The organism is uncultured Roseibium sp., from assembly GCF_963675095.2.
Classification (GTDB): domain Bacteria; phylum Pseudomonadota; class Alphaproteobacteria; order Rhizobiales; family Stappiaceae; genus Roseibium.
In genome coordinates this window covers 1-20,656 of record NZ_CAXXSJ010000059.1, presented here as the reverse complement: position 1 = coordinate 20,656, position 20,656 = coordinate 1, and the positions used below count along the sequence as shown (strand labels likewise).

Below are 20,656 nucleotides of genomic sequence, written 5' to 3'. Positions count from 1 at the left end.
CGGACGTTGCCGTCGCCATCGAGTTTGGCTTCGACCGTGTAGCCGATGAGATCCGTGCCATGGACCGTCTTGACGTCCTGGTGCAGATACCCGTCGGAGAGCAGTTCCTTGATCAGGAAGCCCAGACCACCTGCGGCCTGGAAATGGTTCACATCGGACTTGCCGTTCGGATAGACGCGGGCCAGAAGCGGCACCACGTCGGAGAGATCGGAAATGTCGTCCCAGGTCAGCCGGATGCCGGCGGTGGCCGCCATGGCGAGCAGATGCATGGTGTGGTTGGTGGAGCCGCCGGTGGCATGGAGGCCGACGACGCCGTTGACGATGGCCTTTTCGTCGATCACCTCGCCGACGGGGGTGAACTCGTTGCCGAGGGCGGTGATGGCGAGCGCCCGTTTGGCGGCTTCGCGGGTCAGGGCGTCGCGCAAGGGCGTGCCCGGATTGACGAAGGAGGCACCGGGCATGTGCAGCCCCATGATCTCCATCAGCATCTGGTTGGAATTGGCGGTGCCGTAGAAGGTGCAGGTGCCCGGCCCGTGATAGGCCTTGGACTCCGATTCCAGGAGCGCATCCCGGCCGACCTTGCCTTCGGCGTAGAGCTGGCGGATCTTCGCCTTTTCGTCGTTGGAAATGCCGGTCGTCATCGGGCCGGCGGGAATGAAGACCACCGGCAGATGGCCGAAGGAGAGGGCGGCAATCACCAGTCCGGGCACGATCTTGTCGCAGATCCCTAGGAACACCGCGGCGTCGAACATCTGGTGGGACAGGCCCACGGCCGCCGCCATGGCGATCACGTCGCGGGAAAACAGCGACAGTTCCATGCCGTCCTGGCCCTGGGTGACGCCGTCGCACATGGCCGGCACGCCGCCGGCGACCTGGGCAACGGCGCCCACTTCATGTGCGGCCTGACGAATCAGGTCGGGAAAATGCTCGTAGGGCTGATGGGCAGACAGCATGTCGTTATAGGCGGTGATGATGCCGAGGTTCGGCACCACGTCACCGGACAACGCCTGTTTGTCGGACGGACCGCAGGCGGCAAAGCCGTGCGCGAGGTTGCCGCAGGACAGGCGGGAGCGATGCGGTCCCTTGTCGGCGGCGGCACGGATCCGGTCTAGATACCGGGACCGGCCGTCATGGCTGCGTTTTACGATGCGTTCGGTGACTTCGCCGACGCGGGTTTGAATGGTCGTCATGGCTGGTTCCTCGATCGCGTGTTCAAAACGGCGGGCTTAGGGTTTAAAGACCGTCCTCGGCCCAGGTGCGCCCGTCGCGTTCGACAAGCGCAATGGAAGCCGACGGCCCCCATGTGCCGGCGGTATAGCCGCGCGGCGTGTCCTTGGAATTCGCCCAGGCCTCCAGGATCGGGTCGACCCAGCCCCAGGCGGCGTCCACCTCGTCGCGGCGCATGAACAAGGTCTGGTTGCCGCGGATTACGTCCATGATCAGCCGTTCATAGGCATCCGGATTGCGGATCTTGAAAGCCTCGGCAAAGCTCATGTCGAGGGGAACCTGGCGCAAGCGCATGCCGCCCGGACCCGGGTCCTTGATCATGACCTTCATCTGCACGCCTTCATCGGGCTGCAGGCGGATGATCAGACGGTTGGCCGAGATGGTCCCGGCTTCCTCGTCGAAGATGGAGTGGGGGATCGGCCGGAACTGGACCACGATTTCCGAGACCCGCTGTGCAAGCCGCTTGCCGGTGCGCAGATAGAAGGGAACGCCCGCCCAGCGCCAGTTGGCGATTTCCGCCTTCAGCGCGACGAAGGTTTCCGTGGTGCTGGTCTCGTCGCCGAGTTCTTCCAGATAGCCCGGTACGGCGCCGCCGGCCGAGGCACCCGCCCGATACTGGCCGCGGACGGTGACCTTGTCCGAATTCTGTTCGGTGATCGGGGCAAGCGCCTTGAGGACTTTCAGTTTCTCGTCGCGGACGCTGTCGGCGTCCATGGATTCCGGCGGTTCCATGGCGACGAGGCAGAGCAGCTGGAGAATGTGGTTCTGGACCATGTCTCGCAGGGCGCCTGCGGTGTCATAGTAGCCGGCCCGTCCACCGACGCCGAGGGATTCCGCCACGGTGATCTGGACGTGATCGATATGGGCAGCGTTCCAAAGCGGTTCGAACAGGGCATTGGCGAAGCGCAATGCCATCAGGTTTTGCACCGTTTCCTTGCCCAGATAATGGTCGATACGGAAGATCTGATGTTCGTCGAAGACGGCGCCGACCGTGTCGTTCAGGACCTTGGCGGAGGCGCCGTCCTTGCCGATCGGTTTTTCGATCACGACGCGCGTGTGGTCGGTGACGAGTCCCGCCTTGCCGATCTTCTCGCAGATCGTGGCGAACAGGTCGGGACCGACGGCGAGATAAAAGGCGCGGATTACATCGGGGCGTTCGTTCAGGATCGTCTTCAGGTCGTCGAAGCCTTCGCCGCTGCCGATGTCGATCTTCACGTAGTAGATGCGGTTCAGGAAGCGGTCTAGGTGGGTCTCGTCGATGTCGGAAACATGTTCCTTCAGCGCCAGACTGGCCCATTCGCGGTAGTCTTCATGGGAGTAGTCGCGCCGGGCGCTGCAGACGATGCGCGCGTTCTCCGGCATCTGGCCGTCGCAGTCGCGGTGGTAAAGCGCGGGGATCAGTTTGCGGTGTGCCAGATCGCCCGAGGCCCCGAAGACCACGAGGTCGAAATCGTCGACTTCCAGGAAACGTGCCGCCATGAAAAGATCCCCAATTCTGGTGTTTTCGACTGCTTTTTAAATCGATTTAATTTTCTTGTCAGCAACTGTTTTCAAACCGGAGGACGTCGTCCCGCGAAGGCAGGTCCGCGCCCTGTCTGGTGCAGGTCAGCGCCGAGGCATTGACCGCCTTCAAGACAATCTCATGCAGTGCAGCATGGTCAAGACCCTCCAGGGCATTCCGGGTGATGATATTGCGTGCAACAAGCCCGGACAGCAGCGCCGCCTGGAAGGTATCGCCCGCACCGACGGTGTCGATGACGGTGACGGCCCTGCCGGACACGTCCACGTGAAGATCCCGGGTGAAGGCTTCCGCACCCTTGGCACCGACAGTGACGATGACAAGCCCTGCGCCCAGCTCTAGCCAGTACCGCGCGATCTCGGCAGGCTCCCTGTCCGGGTAGATCAGAGCGAGATCCTCGTCGCTGACCTTGATGATGTCGGCGAGGCTGGCAATCTCTTCGGTGTTCTTCCGCCAAAGGTCGAGATCGGCGACGACCGTCGGGCGGATGTTCGGATCGAAGGCGATCAGGCAGTTCGGCTTCTCCCGGCCGATCAGCGTTTTCAGGGACGAGGCCACCGGTTCGACGAGGGCGGAATAGGAGCCGACATGCAGGATGGAGAGGTCGCGGATCCCTGTCGGCAGGTCGGCCTCGGTGACCATGCGATCGGCAGCACCTTCGCCGTAGAAGGTATAAGCCGGAATGCCGTTTGCGTCCTTTTGCACGACACTCAGGGTGGTCAGGGCTGCCGGACGGCAGACGTGGTCGGTTATTACGCTTTCAGAGCGTAACTTGCCGATCAGTTTCTCGCCAAGCAGGTCGGTCGAGATGCCTCCGAAGAAGGCGACATCCTCGCCGAGACGGGCCAGGCCGATCGCCACATTGAAGGGCGAGCCGCCGACATAGGCTTCAAAGGTGACAGGATCGCGCGTGAGGTCGGAGGCGAACATGTCGAAGAGTGCTTCGCCGCAAATCAGGATCATCGGGTTCTTCCAAGGTTACGGGCCGGCGATCGTTTGGAGATGCCGGCCCGTCGGGAGGGGGCTTTGAGCAGTGTTATGCTGCAAGCCCTTCGGGTGGAGCCATGGCCCCGGTCATGATGGCGACCGCATCGGCCATGGAAAAATCCTGCGGCTTGATGACAGCCGCCCGTTTTCCGAGCCGGTGAATATGAATGCGATCGGCCACTTCAAAGACGTGGGGCATATTATGGCTTATGAGGATGATGGGGAGCCCACGTGCTTTTACGTCCTTGATCAGTTCGAGCACGCGACGGCTTTCCTTGACGCCGAGTGCTGCGGTCGGTTCGTCCATGATGACCACCTTCGAGCCGAAGGCCGCCGCGCGCGCGACGGCGACCCCCTGACGCTGGCCGCCGGACAGGGTTTCCACCGCCTGGTTGATGTTCTGGATGGTCATCAGGCCGAGTTCTGTGAGTTTTTCGCGCGCCATCTCTTCCATCTTGCGGCGGTCGAGCTGGCGCAGCCACTTGCCCCGGAAACCGGGTTTGCGGATCTCCCGGCCCATGAACATGTTGTCGGCGATGGAGAGTGCCGGCGACATGGCGAGCGTCTGGTACACGGTTTCGATGCCGGCTTCGCGGGCCTGGATCGGCGACGTGAAATGGATCCGTTTGCCATCCAGGTGGATTTCGCCTTCATCGGGAACGACCGCACCGGAAATCGCCTTGATCAGGGTGCTTTTGCCCGCACCGTTGTCGCCGATCACGGCCAGGATCTCCCCCGGCATCAGATCGAAATCGCAATGATCGAGGGCAGTCACGCGGCCGTAGCGCTTGACGAGATTGCGGCCTTTGAGAAGAGGTTCCATCAGACTGACACCTTTCTGATCCACTGGTCCACGGCAACGGCGGCGATGATGAGCACGCCGATGAGCAGGTAGGTCCATTGCGCGTCGGCGCCGAGCAGACGCAGGCCAAGGGTGAAGACGCCGACGATCAGGGCGCCGAACAGGGTTCCCAGGATCGAGCCTCGGCCGCCGAAGAGGGAGATGCCGCCGATCACGACCGCGGTAATGGATTCAATGTTCGCCAGTTGGCCGGATGTCGGCGACACGGAGCCTATGCGCCCGATCAGGGCCCAGCCCGCAAAGGCGCAGATCAGGCCGGACAGCACGTAAACGGAGATCAGGGTCTTCTTCACCTGAACGCCGGAGAGGGCGGCCGCTTCCGGATCGTCGCCGACGGCATAGACATGACGGCCCCAGGCGGTGTGGCGCAGGCAATAGGCGAGCACAATGACCAGAAGCACCATGAAGATCACGCCATAGGTGAAGATCGTACCGCCGATGTTGACCTTGTTGCCGAAGAACTGGAGCAGGGGGGCCTGCTCTGCAATTTCCTGGGCGCGAATGGTCTCGTTGGCGGAATAGAGGAAATTGGTCGCCAGAACGATCTGCCACATGCCGAGGGTGACGATGAACGGCGGCAGCTTCATCGCGGCGACGAGCCAGCCGTTGATATAGCCGCAGATCGAGCCGCAGAGCAGGCCGGCGAGGACCGCGACCGGCACCGGTACACCGTAGCGGAAGGCGAACTGTCCCATGACCACGGATGAGAGGACCATGATCGCGCCGACGGACAGGTCGATCCCGGCCGTCAGGATGACGAGGCTCTGGGCTGCGGCGACAATGCCGACGATCTGCACCTGCTGCAGGATCAGGGTCAGGGCGAAAGGCGAGAAAAACTTCGTGCCGAGCAGGATGCCGAAGACGAGCATGGACAAGAGCAGTACGATCAGTGGCACCAGCGATGGTGTCATGTGCAAAGCGTGCTGAACCTTGTGTAGCAGGCCGTGACGGTGATCGTCGAAAGCGGCCACCTGCTGGGGGCTGGCCGCGGCAGCGGCCTCATAGGCCGCCGCATTGGTGGCCGACTGGTTGCTCGAAGTCATCCCTTTATCCTCCCACGGATTTTTCTTCGTTCTTGAGAGCCTCTCCGGGCCCTTTGAACTCGAGGGCGGCTGAGCCGCCCCCAAGAAGAGCTTGCCGTTTCCGGCGGGTTTCGATCAACCCCAGCAGAGCTTCGTGCCTTCGGCGGTATCGATGGACGGGACACCGTCGGCCGGCTTGTCGGTTACGAGCGCGACGCCGGTGTCGAAGAAGTCCTTGCCCGGGCTCGGCTCAGGCTTGGCGCCGCTCTTGGCGTATTCGGCAATCGCCTCAATGCCCTTGGAGGCCATCAGCAGCGGATATTGCTGCGAGGTGGCACCGATGACGCCGTCCTTGACGTTGGCAACGCCGGGGCAGCCGCCGTCGACGGAGACGATCAGAACGTCGTTTTCGCGGCCGATGGCCTTGAGCGCTTCATAGGCGCCGGCCGCGGCCGGTTCGTTGATCGTGTAGACCACGTTGATCATCGGATCCTTGGCGAGCAGGTTTTCCATGGCCTTGCGACCGCCTTCCTCGTTGCCGGCGGTCACGTCGTTGCCGACGATACGCGGATCGGTTTCGTCACCCCACTTGTTCGGGTCGCCGAGATCGATGCCGAAGCCCTGCAGGAAGCCCTGGTCGCGCAGCACGCCGACGGTCGGCTGGCTGACGCCCAGGTCGAGCATGGCGATCTTGGCATCGGCGGCGTCAGAGCCGAGCGTGGCGGCGGCCCATTTGCCGATCAGTTCACCGGCCTTGAAATTGTCGGTGGCGAAGGTGGCGTCCGCCGCATTGATCGGATCGAGTGGCGTGTCGAGCGCGATCACCAGAAGACCCGCGTCGCGCGCCTGCTGAACCGATGACACGATCGAGGAGGTGTCGGATGCGGTCAGCAGAATGCCTTTTGCGCCGTCGGCGATGCAGGTCTCAATGGCGGCGACCTGGGTCTCATGATCGCCGTCGATCTTGCCTGCGTAGGTCTTCAGATCGATGCCGAGTTCCTCGGCCTTCGCCGAAGCGCCTTCTTTCATCTTGACGAAGAAGGGGTTGGTGTCGGTCTTGGTGATCAGGCAGGCGGAGATGTCAGCGGCGGCGGCGGGTGCGGCCGCCATGACCGCGAGGACGGAACCTGTTGCGAGCAGTTTACGGATCATTTCGTTTCCTCCCTGGCCGTGTGTTGATTTTACGGTTCGGATTTGGCCAGACCTGACCCGAGCCGAGTTTCTCTGGCCGTACGTCTCAGGCCAATGCGCCGGCCTCTTCGTTCCGGAAGGCCGCGCCGGCGGAACCTCCCGGCCGGTTGCCGGTCAGGATCGCCGCGCGCGGCGAAAAGTTGAAGAACATCGGCAGGCTGGCGGCACCGATCGCGCCGGCATCCTGATGGAAGCTGCCGAACAGCAGGTCGGGCGTGTTGCGGGCTTCCGGTGCGGCTTCCTTCAGTGCCCTGGCCAGCCCTTTCGTCAGCCGTTCGGCGAAAATTCCGTCGAGGTCGCTGTCGATGATGACGAGCGGCATGTCGAGCAGGGCATAGGCGGCGCCGAGCGATGGCGCGAGCGCGTCGATGCAGTCAGCCATCCATTCATCGGCCGTCGGGTCGTTGCGCTCGACCGCGTCCTGAAGGTCCAGGCGGCTGAGCGACGCGAAATTTTCCGGCGACAGGTGGCGGGCAAGCGACACCAGAGAGGCGCGGGTCAGAAGCAGATCCCATTGTTTCTTTGGCTCCGGCGCCGTTGACAGCCGGCTCGGCGGCACCGGCATCATGGCAACGTCGCCAGCATTGCCGCTGACACCGCGCACGACATCGCCGGACAGGATCAGGCCGCCGCCGATCGCCGGACCCAAAAAGAGATAGAGGAAGTTGTCGTGTGTCCGGCCATGGCCGTAGAAGAGTTCCGCGACGGCCGCCGCCGTGCCGTCGTTCTCGTGGAATACGGGGAGGTCGGTGGCCTCCCGCAACGCTTCCGTAATATCGAAATCGTCCCACTCGCGGAAACTTGCGGGCGGCAGGCCGAGTTCGTGGAGCCATGCGCCCAGGTTGAAGGGCTGGGCAACGCCGATCCCGGCGATGCGGGCCTGTTCTTCCCCGCTCAGCAAGGATTTCAGGCTATCGAGATCGCTGCGGATGATCTCCAGGGCCTTGGCGGGCGGTGGCAGGATCATGTCATGGGCGCGTCGCCCAATGACCTTGCCTTCGAAGTCGAGCAGGACGACTTCCAGATTGGTGCGGTCGATCCTGACACCGAAGCCGAAAGCGCCGCGCGGTGCCAGTGTCAGGAGCGTCGCCGGCTGGCCACGGCTGCCGCCATGGCGCTTGCCGCTTTCGATGATCAATCCGTCTTCGATCAGGGTCTGGATGATGCCGCCGACAGCCGCATTGGTCAGTTTCGTGGCGCGGGCGAGATCGGCCTTGGACGCGCTGCCGGCACGCCGAAGCATCAGCAGAACGATGCGTTCGTTGTATTGGCGCAATTGCGCGGAGTTCGATCCGCGTCCGCTTTGACCCTGCTTGTTCAAGGCCTTTCCTCCCGGGTGCCGCCTGGTGGCGGTCAATTTCAGTTCGATGCTATTAATTATTCTTGATTTAATTATTAGTAATTGGCTGTTTTCTGTCAATTTTAAATGTCAATTCGCTCCTCAATCTTTTTAATGCAATGCGGTAAGTTATTGTAAAGTATTGTTTTCGCTACGTCAGGATTTATGGCGGACTTGCCTGAAATCCAGTGTTTCGGCAGATGGACCGTGTTCACGGCGGCGTTTTGGACAGGTCGGGACCTGTTTCTTCAAAGCGGTCCGAAGGCGTGCAGCGGCGTTGTCGGCACGCCGGATCGTCCGATAGACTGATAAGAGACGAAGCTGCGGCTTCCCGATTCTTTGGAGACCACCATGGCCGCTGATATGGACCACAATAGCGATTTTCTGGCTCGGGCGATCGCCGCCGGATCCGGTGAGGAACCTGCCGACCTCGTCATCAGGAATACCCGGATCTTCAGCGTTCTGGACGGCTCGCTCACCGAAAGCGACATCGCGATCGTCGGCGACCGGATCGTCGGGACCTACGGCTCCTATGAGGCGGCCCGCACGGTCGACGCGGAGGGGCGCGTCGTGGTGCCGGGGTTCATCGACACCCATCTGCACGTGGAATCTTCCCTGGTCACGCCGTTCGAGTTCGACCGCTGCGTGCTGCCTCACGGCGTGACGACGGCGATCTGCGATCCGCACGAGATCGCCAATGTGCTCGGTAGCGAAGGTATCCGCTATTTCCTGGACAGCTCGCTGGAAACGGTGATGGACCTCAGGGTCAACCTGTCGTCCTGCGTCCCGGCAACCGCCTTCGAGACCTCGGGGGCCTGCCTTGAAATCGAGGACCTGTTGCCGTTCAAGGATCATCCCAAGGTGATCGGCCTGGCGGAGTTCATGAATTTCCCGGGCGTACTGGCGCGCGATCCGAAGGTGCTGGCGAAACTTGCCGCCTTTCAGGACGGCCATATCGACGGCCATGCACCGCTCCTGTCGGGACTGGCACTCAACGGCTATCTGGCGGCCGGTATCCGCACCGACCATGAGGCAACAACCGCAGAAGAAGCCTTGGAAAAACTTTCCAAGGGCATGAACATCCTGATCCGCGAGGGCTCCGTCTCCAAGGACCTGGAAGCGCTTTACCCGATCCTGCAGCCGGATGTGTCCGCCTTCGTCGCCCTTTGCACCGACGACCGGAATCCGCTGGACATTGCCGAGGAAGGTCATCTCGACAGCATGATCCGGCGGCTCATCGCCAAGGGGATCCGGCCGCTCGATGCCTACCGCGCGGCAAGCTGGTCGGCGGCCAATGCCTTCGGGCTTAAAGACCGCGGCCTGATCGCGCCGGGCCGGCGGGCGGATCTGGTCCTGCTCGACGATTTCGAGGATTGCCGGGTGGCATCGGTCGTCAGTGGTGGACGGCCTGTGACCGACGACCTCTTTGCCGGCCGGAAAATCGTCGCCCCGGTCGGGCTGACGAGCGTCAAGGCGGACAAGGTGCAGGCAACGTCTTTCGAGATCCGGGCCGCGAACCGCGAGGGCGATGTTATCGGCGTGGTGCCCGGGCGGATCATCACCGAACATCTCAAGCATGCGCTTCCGGTTGAAAACGGACAGGCGCAGATCGATCTCGATGCGGACGTGCTGAAGGTCGCCGTCGTCGAACGGCACAAGGGAACCGGCAATATCGGCAAGGGCTTCGTCAAGGGCTTCGGCATGAAGGCGGGCGCGATCGCGTCATCCGTCGGCCATGACAGTCACAATATTTGCGTTGTCGGCGCCAGCGAGGCGGCGATGGCCCATGCGGTCAACCGGGTCATAGATCTCCATGGCGGTTTCGTCGTCGCCGACGATGACGGGGTCCAGGCCGAACTGGCGCTGCCGGTTGCCGGACTGATGAGCCTCGAGCCGTTCGAGACGGTCCGCCATGCGCTGGAAAATCTGCGTCAGGCGGCGAAGGATCTCGGCTGCACCTTGCCGGAGCCCTTCCTGCAGGTCGCCTTCCTGCCGCTTCCGGTCATCCCCCATCTCAAGATCACCGATTTCGGGATGTTCGACGTGGACAAGTTCGAGCTGATTGAGCCGGCATGATTCTGACCCTTGCCGTTTCCGGATACCGGTCGCTGCGCAATCTGGTCCTGCCGCTGGACCGGATCACGGTGATCACGGGTCCAAACGGCAGCGGCAAGTCGAGCCTTTACCGGGCCATCCGTCTGCTCGGCGACGTGGCCCAGGGGCAGGCGATTGCCTCGTTGGCACGGGAAGGCGGGCTGCAGTCGACGCTTTGGGCCGGGCCGGAAACGATCTCGCGAGCGATGAAGCGCGGGGAGGTGCCGATCCAGGGTACCCGTCGTCAGGACTTGGTCAGCCTGAAACTCGGCTTTGCCGACGAGGACTACGGCTATGCCATCGACCTCGGCCTGCCCGTCACCGACAGCACCTCGTTTTTCAATCACGATCCTGAAATCAAGGCGGAGGTGCTTTGGGCCGGCGAGGCCTTGCGGCGGTCCAACGAGATCGCCGCCCGATCCGGTCCGTCGGTGCGGGTTCTGAACCAGGCCGGACACCGGGTGCCGGTGATGCAGACCCTGGCAAGCTTCGACAGCATGATGACCCATGCGGCGGACCCGCAGAACGCGCTGGAGCTGCTGGTCATGCGGGACCGCATGCGCGGCTGGCGGTTTTACGACCATCTGCGCACCGATGTGGACGCCCCGGCGCGGATGCCGCGGGTGGGAACCCGGACGACGGCCCTATCCGCCGACGGCGGGGATCTCGCGGCTGCCTTGCGTACTATCCAGGAAATTGGCGATGCCGAGTTGCTCGCCGAGTCCATCGATGATGCGTTCCCGGGGTCTGAGATTGAAATCCAGGTGACAGACGGGCTGTTCGAGGTTCTGATGTATCAGCGCGGCCTGCTCAGGCCGTTGCGGACCAGCGAACTATCGGACGGAACGCTGCGCTACCTGCTTCTGACCGCCTTGTTGTTGACGCCGCGCCCGCCGCCGCTGCTGGTGCTCAATGAGCCGGAAACCAGTCTGCATCCGAAGCTGCTGGACCCGCTTGCCCGGCTGATTGCCAGGGCTGCGGAAAAGACCCAGATCATTCTCGTTTCCCATGCCCGGGATCTGGTCGAGCCGATTTCCGGCCTTTCGGGCTGCCTGCGTTACGAGCTGAGGAAGGAACTGGGGGAAACGGTGACGGACGTGGCGGAGGAGCCCGTCTGGAACTGGCCGAAGAGATAATGCGCAAAGATCGACGCGGCTGACGTTTGGACGTGAGTTGACGTCCATAGAAGGTTGTGTCCAATTCAAATACGCGGCCCGCAGGCCGACATCCGCTTGGTAGGCAACAGGCAGGAACAACGGAGAATAAGCGGCGAGGGGGAAGCCGTTCATACGTCGTTCGCATATGTCTTTCGCGGCTCCTCGGGTGCAAAAAGAAAAACGATCTGGAGTAGGTCATGACGACTGCGGAGGAGTGGAGGAGCGCGTTTTCGCCTCGTCTTGTGCACGACTATCTGGAGGACACGGTCAGAGACCTGGGAGACCGGCCGGCGATCGATTTTCTGGGACGAATGTGGAGCTATGCGGAACTGGGAGCGCTGGTCGACAGGACCGCGGCCGGTCTGCAGGCGATCGGGGTGAAGCCGGGCGTGCACGTCGGCCTGTGCCTTCCCAACACGCCCTATTACACCATCTTTTATTTCGCGATCCTGAAAGCCGGCGGCTCGGTGGTCAATTTCAACCCGCTCTACGTCAAGCGGGAGATCGAGTTCCAGGCCCGGGACGCGGACGTGAAGATCATGGTCACGCTCGACCTGAAGATGATCTTCGACACGGTCGAGGCTGTCCGTGCTGAAGGGGCGCTCGACACGGTCATCGTCTGTTCCATGTCGTCCTGCCTGCCGAAGGTCAAGAGCATCGCCTTCAAACTGCTGAAACGCAAGGAAGTGGCAGTGATCCCGGATGGGACAACCCATATCCGTTTCGAGGATCTGATCAAAGGCGCCGGTCGGCCGCAGCCGGTCGACATTGACCCGGATACGGCGATCGCCGTTCTGCAATATACCGGCGGCACGACGGGAGTTCCCAAGGGCGCGATGCTGACCCATCGCAATCTGTCCGCCAACATGGAACAGATGCGCTGTGTTTTCGAGATGGCGAAAAAGGGCGAGGAAAAACTGCTCTGCGTCCTGCCCTTCTTCCATGTGTTCGCCATGACTGTGGGACAGAACCTCGCAGTCATCCTCGGCGCGGAAATGGTGTTGCAGCCGAGGTTCGACCTGAAATCGCTGTTGAATGTGATCAAGCGGAAGAAGGTGACCCTGTTTCCAGGGGTGCCGACGCTCTACACGGCGATCAACAACTCGCCGCTGACTGCAAAATACGATCTCAGCAGCGTCCGGGTATGTATTTCCGGTGGTGCGCCGCTGCCGGTCGAGGTCAAGCAGAAGTTCGAGACGCTGACCGGGTGCATTCTGGCCGAAGGCTACGGGCTCACCGAGACGTCGCCGGTTGCAGCCGTCAACCCGCTCGACGGGACGGGCAAGGCCGGTTCCATCGGCACGCTGCTGCCGGGAACGACCGCGCGTTTCTGCAGCATCGAGGATCGCACCAGGGTTTTGTCCGACGGAGAGAAGGGCGAGCTCTGCCTTCAGGGGCCGCAGGTCATGAAGGGCTACTGGAAAAGGCCGGACGCCACCGAGGAGACCATCGAGACGGACGGTTTTCTGCATACCGGCGATGTCGGCTATGTCGATCCGGACGGGTTCATCTACCTCGTCGATCGGATCAAGGACCTGATCCTGTGTTCCGGTTTCAACGTCTATCCCCGTGTCGTGGAGGAAGCGATCTACCTGCATGAGGCGGTGGCGGAAGTGATCGTGATCGGTATTCCGGACGCCTATCGGGGGCAGTCGCCGAAGGCGTTCGTGAAGCTCAAGGAAGGGTACGACCTGACCGAGGAGGAGCTGGCGACATTTCTCAAGGACCAGCTTTCCGCGATCGAACTTCCTAGGGAGTATGAATTCCGCACCGAGTTGCCGAAGACGATGGTCGGCAAATTGTCGAAGAAGGAACTCGTGGAAGAAGAAATGGTAAAGCGGGAAGGGAACGCGAGCTGATCCTTGGCAGAGGACCCCAATTGGGTTGTTTTCCGAGCGGCTTGTCGCTACCGATTATAAAAAACACTGTGAGCGAAAAAATGTTGCAGGATCTTCCGCCCTATCTGACGACCCGTGAACTCGCCGACCTTATCCGGGTCAAGGAACGCAAGGTTTACGACCTGGCCGCGGCCGGCGAGGTGCCGCACAGCCGTGCCACGGGGAAGCTTCTGTTTCCACGCGATGCCGTGCTTGCCTGGATCGACCGGGCGGGAGATGCCGCGGACGAAGGACAGGAACGCCCTGCCGTCGTTCTCGGCAGCCATGACCTTCTGCTTGAGTGGGCGCTGCGTGAATCCGGCTGCGGACTTGCCAGCCTGTTCGACGGGTCGCTGGACGGCATCGAGCGTTTGGCCCGCAGGGAAGGTGTGGCGGCCGGTGTCCATGTTCCCGACAACGAGGACGACGACTGGAACATTGAGGCGGTCGCAAGCCAGTTCGCTTTCAAATCGGTCGTGCTGATCGAATGGGCGAAGCGCAACAGGGGGTTCATCGTTCCTGCGGGAAATCCGGCGCGGATCTCAAGCGTTGCCGATCTGGCAGGCAAGCGCCTGGCCCAGCGGCAGCAGGCCGCGGGAACATATGTCCTGTTGCAGAAACTGGTCGCAGAGGCCGGCAACAATCTTGAGGCCGCAATCATCGACGGACCGCTCGTGCGTGATGAGCGGGAGGCCGCCCAGGCTGTCTTCGGCGGCGAGGCGGATGTCGCCTTCGGGCTTGAAAGTGCTGCGCACCAGAGCCGGCTGGACTTTGTTCCGGTTTGCACAGAGCGGTTCGACCTTGTCGTCCTGAGGCGGGAGTATTTCGAACCTGCGTTCCAGAAACTGCTGAGCTTTGCGCGGAGCGAGGCCTTCGTCAACAAGGCCGCGCAGCTTGGAGGTTATGACATCTCCGACCTGGGCAAGGTGCACTTCAACGGTTACTGACCCGCCTTTCTATTGAGGCTCAATAGCCAGTGAGGGCTCCGCCAACACAGGCACACTGCAATAAACCGCGCTACACGAAAAACGATAGGGATGGGAGACGGCATGGGCATCCATGATTTCATGGCGGCATATAAACGGGTCTGGGAAGGTCAGGACAAGCACGGGTTTGCCGCGCTTTTCGTCGATGGCGGACGTTACTGGAACACACCTTTCCAGGTTCAGACCGGGGCAGAGGAACTGGCTGCCTATTGGGCCCGGATCGAATTGCAACGCGATATCGCCCTGACCTATGAAGTCCTTGCGGAGACGCCACGCGGCGGGATCGGGCATTGGCATGTCAGCTATCAGGTCGCCTCAGAGGAATTGTTCCGGATCTGGGCTGCGTCCACGGGGACGGGACTGCCGGATCGCAAGCCCGGCGACCCGCTGCCGCGACTGACGCTTGACGGCTTGCTGAAAGCCGAATTCGCGCCTGACGGCCGTGCCGAAGAAGTGCGCATCTGGTGGCATTCGATCGCGGATATGCCCTGACCCTGGGGCCAAGAATCTAACTTCGAATATCGAGCTAGTTGTTGTAGCCGCGTCCTTCGGCGGTGCGGGCAAGCTGGCGGCCGCGCTTGGCTTCGCGGCGGACGGTGTAAAGCGAGGCGCCGATGATGATCGCGGCGCCGATGAGCGTTTCAACGCTTGGCCAGTTGCCGAAAACGACGATACCTATGACCGCGGCATAGAGAAGCCTCGTATAATCGAGCGAGGCGATGGCCGTGGCCTCGCCGGCCCGGAAGGCCTTGATATTGCACATCTGAGAAGCCCAGGCGACGACCCCGACCATGATCAGGATGCCCCATTGTTCAAGGGTCGGCGTGTGCCAGGTGTAGATGGCGGGGCCGATCATCAAGAGGCCGACCAGCAGGGCCTGGTAGGTCAGGATGGTGGTCGGGGAATCCGTTCGCGTCAGGATGCGCAGGATGATCATAACGATCCCGGCGCCGGCCGCGCCCAGGATGGCGAGCGCGGCATAAGGGTCGACGAACCCGGTTCCTTCCGGCCGAAGCATCAAAAGCACGCCGATGAAGCCGACGATCGTCGCCCCCCAGCGGTGAATGCCGACCTGCTCGCCCAGAAAGAAGATCGCGAAGATCGTTATGAAGAAGGTTTTCGAAAACCCCAGCGCAGTGGCGTCCGCCAGCGGCAGTTTGATGAGCGCGGTGAAGCCGCAGAGCATGGCAATGGTCGCGAAGATCACGCGTGCGACCTGCAAATCCGGACGGTGGGTCGCAAGAGAGGTCGGCAGGCCCCGCAGGATCTTCGGTGCCACGATGACCACCATCACAAGCTGGCGAATGGCCAGGATCTGGAACACCGAAATGTTCTCCCCGGCGATCTTGATGAAGGTCGCCATGATGGTGAAAAGGAAGGCCGCCGCCAGGATCCACAAGGCGCCGATGGTATTGGGGGGAAGGTCGTCCCAGATCGGCAGGCGGAACCGGGAGCCGTGACCCGGGCTGTCGGCTGAATTGGGGGCGGAACTGTCCGCTGGCGCTTTGTCTGGCGCCTTGTCCATCATTGGGATCCTTGTTGTTGACGTGGCGCGACAGGAGGGCGGGAGTGACCCGATCATAACGGTTTTCGCCGGTTCCGAAAGAGGGGACGTCCGGGAGACAAAACAAAGGCGGGCCCGGAAACCGGCCCCGCCTGTCTAGTTGTCAGGTTTTCGCCGAATTATGCCGAGCGGACGTCGCTCAGGAATGTTTCCACCTGGCTCTTGAGCTGTTCCGCCTTGCTGGAGAGTTCGCCGGCGGTCGAGGTCACCTGGGTGGCCGCCGTTCCGGTTTCGCTCGCTGCCCGGGTCACCTCGATAATGTTGGTGGTCACCTCCTCGGTACCGGTCGCGGCCTGTTCCACGTTGCGGGCGATCTCGCTGGTCGCAGCAGTCTGCTCTTCGACCGCCGAAGCGATGCCTGCCGCGACTTCGTTGATTTCCGCGATCGTGGCTCCAATCGACTGGATCGCGGCGACGGCGCCATCGGTTTCGGTCTGGATATTGCCGATCTGCTGGCTGATGTCCTCGGTGGCCTTTGCCGTCTGGCTGGCCAGCTCCTTCACCTCCGCGGCAACGACCGCGAAGCCCTTGCCGGCATCGCCCGCTCTCGCGGCTTCGATCGTGGCGTTCAGGGCGAGCAGATTGGTTTGCTCGGCAATGTCGGAAATCAGGCTGATAACCTCACCGATCCGCTGGGCGGCCATGGAAAGCCCCTGGACCTGGGCATCGGTGGTGCTTGCCTGTTCGACCGCGCGGGCCGCGAATTCCGAAGACTGGGTGACCTGTCGGGAGATTTCCTGAATGGAACTGGACAGTTCCTCGGTCGCGGTCGCAACGGTCTGGACATTCGAGGACGCCTGCTGCGCGGCGCTGGCGACCGTGGTTGCGCGGCTGTTGGTGTCGTTGGCGATGTTGGACATGGATGCGGCCGTGCTTTCCATCTCCGTTGCGGCACCGGCGACGGTATTGAGCATCTCCGATATGCTGGTGTCGAAATCCTGGGTGAGCTGTTCGATCCGGCGGGCCCGTTCTGCACGTGCTTTGGTTTCCTCGGCTTCCCGGGCCGCCATTTCGTCCGCCTTGATCATGTTGTCCTTGAAGACCTGGACAGCGGCTGCCATGGCACCGATTTCATCCCTGTGGGTCTGTCCCGGGATGTCGAGGGTCTTGTCGCCGCCGGCGAGAGTCTTCATGGCTTCGGTGATCGCCTTGATCGGGCGTGAGATGCCCGTTCCGATGAACCAGGCCGCAAGGCAACCCAGCAGAACGGCAATGGCGGCGACACCGTAGGTGATGGTGACGGCCTGCTGCATCGCGGCGCTGGCCTCAGGTCCGAGGGTGTCCTGCTCCTTCTTGATCGCCAGTTTCAGGTTCTCAAGCTCGGTCGCAACCTTGGGTCCGATGGTGTCCAGCGTGCCGGAAATGATCTCGTTGCGCGCATTGACCGTGTCGCGAACCGCTTTGAAGGTGTCCTCGTAGGTTTGATGCAGGGTGACCACTTCATCGGAGATTTTCCCGAAGCGGGAATTTCGGACTGCAGATGCGAGGTTGCGCTGATTATCGGCCATGGCCGCCGATTCTTCGAGCACCCTGTCGTAGGCCGCTTCCTCATTGGTGACCAGGAATTTGGTTGCATAGAGGCGCATCAGGAGAAGATTGCGCTGGACCATTCCGGCCCTGAAGGCGGTATTGGCATCCCCCTCACTGTTCGCGCCCTTCATGATTTCGGTGAGCTTCTGTTCGATCTGCGGGCCGACGACGTCGAGCTTGTTGATGACAAGTTCGTTGCGTTTCGCCTGGAGCTTCGTCACCTCCGTGAAGCCGGCAAGGTACCTGCTCAGGCCTTCCCCGGTGCTCGCCACCACGGCTTTCTTTTGCGGACTGTTCACCAGACCATCAAGTTCCTTGTTGAGTTCGAGCGTCTTTGAAATGCGCTCGTTCACGTCTGAGATGGCCGCGTCCGTGGCATTGATGATGAAATTCTTGACGGCCATCCTGGCTTCCAGGAGGTTGGCCTGCACCCGACCGGCCTGATTGGTCTGCAGGGCGATTGCCCGGTAGCGGGAGAAGTCGTTGTTGCCGTTGCTCAGATTCAATCCGCCGGTGGCGCTGATGATCAGGAGGAGGATCAGGACAATGCCGAATCCTCCGAAAATCTTCGTCGAAATGCTGATGTGTTTAAGCATGGCCTTAGCTGCCCTTCAGAACCATTGTTAAGTCGGCAGGCGGCAAAGAAATGGTCGTCGAGCACGCGCGAAGAACAATCTTGGGAAGTCACCTTCGTGCATTTATCCGGCGCGGCCCACTTGTATTCAGTGCTACCTCTCCGGATGATTTCGGCGCCAGTATTCCTAACGAATTGTTAAATATGAGCCGTGCAATCGACTTCACGTAGCGTTATTTTCTTTGCTAATTCAATATCTTATATTTGTTGTGAAACTATTCATATATGCACACAACCACTGATCGTGGTTGTGCGCGGTTTGGAAGGCGTCTAGCTGGGATGCTTGTATGTTGTTGTTATTTCGAGTGAAATTTCCAAGAATTGGGTTTTGTAGGAGTTTCAGCGTGTGGGTATTATGTACGCAATAAGACGTAGGAATGAATGCGCAGATTGTGCTTTCTCAGGGCGCGCGCGAAGGAAATAAATTTTCTTATTATTTTTCGAGAATGTGCTCTTTGGAGGGCGGAGCGGACTTTGGATCACGTATTTTCTATCCAGGCGAACGAAAAGAATCATTTTCGGATTGTATCAAACGCGTGTGGATGCATTCGACCATTAAGGCTGGCCAAATGCTCTTCAGGTCCGGATGATGGACCATCCGGTGGTTGAACGGTGTTGCCGGCGGAATGGGTCAGGGAGGTCTGAGAGGTGCCTGACAGCATGCAAAAGGGGGATGCGCGATGAGGAAAATCCAGAGCCAGGGCGTTCATCATATCACGCTCGTGGGAGCGGACAGGCAGACGTCGATCGATTTCTGGGAAGGTCTGCTGGGTATGCCCTTCGTGTTCGAACAACCCAACCTCGACAATGCCAACGAGAGCCATCTTTATTTCGATCCGGGCGATGGCCGACTGATCACGGTTTTCACAAATGAAGACCGCAAACCGGATCCCAAAAGGACCCCGACCGACATCGGCTGCGTTCATCACCTGGCGCTGTCCGTCTCGCAGGCCACCTTCAAACAGACGGTTGAGAGGCTCGACGAGCGCGGGATCCGTCACAGCGGGCCGAAAGACCGCGGCTTCATGGATTCCATCTATTTCGAAGACCCGCTCGGGTTTCTGATCGAGTTGGCATCCTATCGTTTCGAGCCGCCGGCAGGGGTTTCCTATGGGGAAGTGATGATCGAGGCGCACAAGATCCGCGTCGCGCGCGGGGATTACAATATCGCCGAAATCCATCTCGCCGATGCGATCGAGAACCTGACACGCACGACGCGGCGCAGCCTGTCCGAAGACCGGTCGCCAAAGAACCCCTACGGCAGTCTGTGACGGCCGAAGTGCCGGCGGAGGGTCATTTCCAGATCTCTCGCTATTTGTGCTACGTCACATCGGAACGAAGATTTTATCGCTGAAGGAACATGTGTTTTTCGGCCGCTTGCAATATGTTGAAACAACTAGACAAAAGGGCGTTTTTCGTCAGTGCTTCCGGGTCTTAACCGTCCCTCGCATTGATTTTGCTTGAGTTTTTTCTGCAGGCGACGGAAGCTAACGGCGTTGAAATACCGGGGAGGACTGAACATGTGTCAGATTTTTGCCGGGCAAGACCCAGCTGACTATGAACCGGAAACACGCCGCCTCAGGCTCAATGGACAAAGCACCAGCATCAGACTGGAGCGGTCCTTTTGGCAGATTGTCGATGAAATCGCCGCTGCAGAAGGGCTGACGACGCCGGCGTTCGTTTCGAAACTGCATTCGGAAGTGCTCGAATTGCATGGAGAAGCGCGGAACTTCACATCGCTTTTACGGTGCGCCTGTATCGTGCGTGTCCGACATACCATGGCGCCGATTGCAACAATCGCCGCAGAATAATTACGTGTAGTACTTTGATACTACCCACCCTTTGAAATATTCGGGCATCCTTCCCTCAGGATCGCAAAGACGGTCTGTTGGGAGGAAAAGTTGGCTAAAGTAATACATGCGATGTTTCGCGTGCTTGATGAAGTGCGCTCTGTTGACTTCTACAAGAAGGCCTTTGGCCTGGAGGTCTCCGAGCGGCTTGATTTCGACAGCTTTACCCTTGTCTATCTGAAAAACTCTTCCGCTGATTTCGAGATTGAGCTCACCGTCAATAAAGGACGCGAGGAGCCTTATGACCTCGGAGACGGCTACGGGCACGTGGCCTTCTGCGTCGAGGATCTCGACAGCGAGCATGCCCGGTTCGAAGCCGAAGGCCTTTCTCCCCGCAAGATCGTGGAATTTGAACGTGATGGCGCGCTGCTGGCGCGCTTCTTCTTCGTCCAGGACCCGGACGGATACCAGATCGAGGTGCTGCAGCGGCACGGCCGCTACCGGTAACCGCCATCGCGCGGAATGAGGGAGGAAACAATGAAAACAACACTGGATCGTCACAAGATGACGAGGAGGGACCTGCTTGCCCGCAGCGCGGCAATCGGCGGGGCCTTTGTCATCGGTTCCGGGTTCGTCGCCGCGTCGACGGCTGCCTGGGCCATGGAGGTCGAATACATCAAGCCCGACACCATGGCGGCGCTGATCCAGATGGCGCGGGACATCTATCCGCACGATCATGTTGCTGATCAATTCTATGCGGCCGCCGTGAAGGGTTACGACAACGCCGATCAGTCCCAGATGATCGAGGCGGGCATCGCCGCCCTGAATGCGGCGGCAGCCGGCAAGGGATATGCCGGCTATCTGGCGGCGGGTTGGG

General features: G+C 60.9%; 18 protein-coding genes. 9 read left to right on the top strand and 9 right to left on the bottom strand.

The annotated features are described in order from the left end of the window. From ABIN98_RS23535 to ABIN98_RS23505, 7 genes are all read right to left on the bottom strand, one after another. On the bottom strand, positions 1-1,190 hold a 1,190-nt coding region (locus ABIN98_RS23535; RefSeq protein ID WP_346913724.1), incomplete at its 3' end, for a dihydroxy-acid dehydratase. Between the two features lie 43 nt (positions 1,191-1,233). Next, positions 1,234-2,706: a glucose-6-phosphate dehydrogenase gene (zwf, locus tag ABIN98_RS23530; RefSeq protein ID WP_346913722.1), complete on the bottom strand. Its 1,473-nt coding sequence runs from the start codon at positions 2,704-2,706 to the stop codon at positions 1,234-1,236. Positions 2,707-2,764: 58 nt separating this feature from the next. Continuing rightward, positions 2,765-3,709 (bottom strand): carbohydrate kinase, encoded by a 945-nt coding sequence (locus tag ABIN98_RS23525; protein ID WP_346913720.1) that lies wholly within the window; start codon positions 3,707-3,709, stop codon positions 2,765-2,767. Between the two features lie 73 nt (positions 3,710-3,782). Continuing rightward, a complete protein-coding gene (locus ABIN98_RS23520; protein ID WP_346913718.1) occupies positions 3,783-4,556 on the bottom strand; it encodes an ATP-binding cassette domain-containing protein in 774 nt (257 codons plus the stop codon). Further along, positions 4,556-5,638, bottom strand: coding sequence for an ABC transporter permease (locus ABIN98_RS23515; protein ID WP_346913716.1), 1,083 nt, complete (start codon positions 5,636-5,638; stop codon positions 4,556-4,558). Before ABIN98_RS23515 ends, ABIN98_RS23520 begins: the two co-directional genes overlap by 1 nt. 114 nt (positions 5,639-5,752) lie before the next feature. Next, the gene (locus ABIN98_RS23510) at positions 5,753-6,769 is read right to left on the bottom strand and encodes a sugar ABC transporter substrate-binding protein (protein WP_346913714.1); all 1,017 of its coding nucleotides are present in this window, start codon (positions 6,767-6,769) and stop codon (positions 5,753-5,755) included. Positions 6,770-6,854: 85 nt separating this feature from the next. After that, positions 6,855-8,129, bottom strand: coding sequence for an ROK family protein (locus ABIN98_RS23505; RefSeq protein ID WP_346913712.1), 1,275 nt, complete (start codon positions 8,127-8,129; stop codon positions 6,855-6,857). Positions 8,130-8,498: 369 nt separating this feature from the next. Between ABIN98_RS23505 and ade the strand changes: the two genes are divergently transcribed. The 5 genes from ade (at position 8,499) to ABIN98_RS23480 (ending at position 14,753) form a co-directional block, all read left to right on the top strand. Beyond that, complete coding sequence (gene ade, locus ABIN98_RS23500) at positions 8,499-10,223, top strand: adenine deaminase (protein WP_394701599.1); 1,725 nt, start codon at positions 8,499-8,501, stop codon at positions 10,221-10,223. After that, complete coding sequence (locus ABIN98_RS23495; RefSeq protein WP_346913710.1) at positions 10,220-11,377, top strand: AAA family ATPase; 1,158 nt, start codon at positions 10,220-10,222, stop codon at positions 11,375-11,377. Before ade ends, ABIN98_RS23495 begins: the two co-directional genes overlap by 4 nt. 218 nt (positions 11,378-11,595) lie before the next feature. Then, on the top strand, positions 11,596-13,257 hold the full coding sequence (locus ABIN98_RS23490) for a long-chain fatty acid--CoA ligase (protein ID WP_346913708.1): 1,662 nt from the start codon (positions 11,596-11,598) through the stop codon (positions 13,255-13,257). Positions 13,258-13,337: 80 nt separating this feature from the next. Further along, the gene (locus ABIN98_RS23485) at positions 13,338-14,222 is read left to right on the top strand and encodes a helix-turn-helix transcriptional regulator (protein WP_346913706.1); all 885 of its coding nucleotides are present in this window, start codon (positions 13,338-13,340) and stop codon (positions 14,220-14,222) included. Between the two features lie 102 nt (positions 14,223-14,324). Beyond that, positions 14,325-14,753 carry a nuclear transport factor 2 family protein gene (locus tag ABIN98_RS23480; protein ID WP_346913704.1) on the top strand — a complete coding sequence of 143 codons (429 nt, stop codon included), beginning with the start codon at positions 14,325-14,327 and terminating at the stop codon, positions 14,751-14,753. A gap of 34 nt (positions 14,754-14,787) precedes the next feature. Here ABIN98_RS23480 and ABIN98_RS23475 read toward each other — a convergent pair whose 3' ends face one another. Both ABIN98_RS23475 and ABIN98_RS23470 read right to left on the bottom strand, forming a co-directional pair. Then, positions 14,788-15,786: a DMT family transporter gene (locus ABIN98_RS23475; protein ID WP_394701598.1), complete on the bottom strand. Its 999-nt coding sequence runs from the start codon at positions 15,784-15,786 to the stop codon at positions 14,788-14,790. A 158-nt stretch (positions 15,787-15,944) separates the two neighbouring features. Continuing rightward, the gene (locus tag ABIN98_RS23470) at positions 15,945-17,951 is read right to left on the bottom strand and encodes a HAMP domain-containing methyl-accepting chemotaxis protein (protein WP_346913700.1); all 2,007 of its coding nucleotides are present in this window, start codon (positions 17,949-17,951) and stop codon (positions 15,945-15,947) included. Between the two features lie 718 nt (positions 17,952-18,669). On the opposite strand from ABIN98_RS23470, the gene ABIN98_RS23465 reads away from it, so the two are divergent. The 4 genes from ABIN98_RS23465 to ABIN98_RS23450 form a co-directional block, all read left to right on the top strand. Then, positions 18,670-19,260: a VOC family protein gene (locus ABIN98_RS23465; protein WP_346913698.1), complete on the top strand. Its 591-nt coding sequence runs from the start codon at positions 18,670-18,672 to the stop codon at positions 19,258-19,260. A 225-nt stretch (positions 19,261-19,485) separates the two neighbouring features. Next, on the top strand, positions 19,486-19,800 hold the full coding sequence (locus tag ABIN98_RS23460) for a ribbon-helix-helix domain-containing protein (RefSeq protein ID WP_346913696.1): 315 nt from the start codon (positions 19,486-19,488) through the stop codon (positions 19,798-19,800). A 90-nt stretch (positions 19,801-19,890) separates the two neighbouring features. Next, on the top strand, positions 19,891-20,286 hold the full coding sequence (locus tag ABIN98_RS23455; RefSeq protein ID WP_346913694.1) for a VOC family protein: 396 nt from the start codon (positions 19,891-19,893) through the stop codon (positions 20,284-20,286). A 30-nt stretch (positions 20,287-20,316) separates the two neighbouring features. Continuing rightward, positions 20,317-20,656, top strand: a 340-nt coding sequence (locus tag ABIN98_RS23450; RefSeq protein WP_346913692.1) for a twin-arginine translocation signal domain-containing protein, incomplete at its 3' end; no start/stop codon positions are given.

Bases quoted from the DNA above. Each gene is read 5' to 3' on its own strand.
- zwf (WP_346913722.1), bottom strand. From the start codon at position 2,706: ATGGCGGCACGTTTCCTGGAAGTCGACGATTTCGACCTCGTGGTCTTC.
- ABIN98_RS23525 (WP_346913720.1), bottom strand. From the start codon at position 3,709: ATGATCCTGATTTGCGGCGAAGCACTCTTCGACATGTTCGCCTCCGAC.
- ABIN98_RS23520 (WP_346913718.1), bottom strand. From the start codon at position 4,556: ATGGAACCTCTTCTCAAAGGCCGCAATCTCGTCAAGCGCTACGGCCGC.
- ABIN98_RS23515 (WP_346913716.1), bottom strand. From the start codon at position 5,638: ATGACTTCGAGCAACCAGTCGGCCACCAATGCGGCGGCCTATGAGGCC.
- ABIN98_RS23510 (WP_346913714.1), bottom strand. From the start codon at position 6,769: ATGATCCGTAAACTGCTCGCAACAGGTTCCGTCCTCGCGGTCATGGCG.
- ade (WP_394701599.1), top strand. From the start codon at position 8,499: ATGGCCGCTGATATGGACCACAATAGCGATTTTCTGGCTCGGGCGATC.
- ABIN98_RS23495 (WP_346913710.1), top strand. From the start codon at position 10,220: ATGATTCTGACCCTTGCCGTTTCCGGATACCGGTCGCTGCGCAATCTG.
- ABIN98_RS23490 (WP_346913708.1), top strand. From the start codon at position 11,596: ATGACGACTGCGGAGGAGTGGAGGAGCGCGTTTTCGCCTCGTCTTGTG.
- ABIN98_RS23485 (WP_346913706.1), top strand. From the start codon at position 13,338: ATGTTGCAGGATCTTCCGCCCTATCTGACGACCCGTGAACTCGCCGAC.
- ABIN98_RS23480 (WP_346913704.1), top strand. From the start codon at position 14,325: ATGGGCATCCATGATTTCATGGCGGCATATAAACGGGTCTGGGAAGGT.
- ABIN98_RS23475 (WP_394701598.1), bottom strand. From the start codon at position 15,786: ATGGACAAGGCGCCAGACAAAGCGCCAGCGGACAGTTCCGCCCCCAAT.
- ABIN98_RS23470 (WP_346913700.1), bottom strand. From the start codon at position 17,951: ATGCTTAAACACATCAGCATTTCGACGAAGATTTTCGGAGGATTCGGC.
- ABIN98_RS23465 (WP_346913698.1), top strand. From the start codon at position 18,670: ATGAGGAAAATCCAGAGCCAGGGCGTTCATCATATCACGCTCGTGGGA.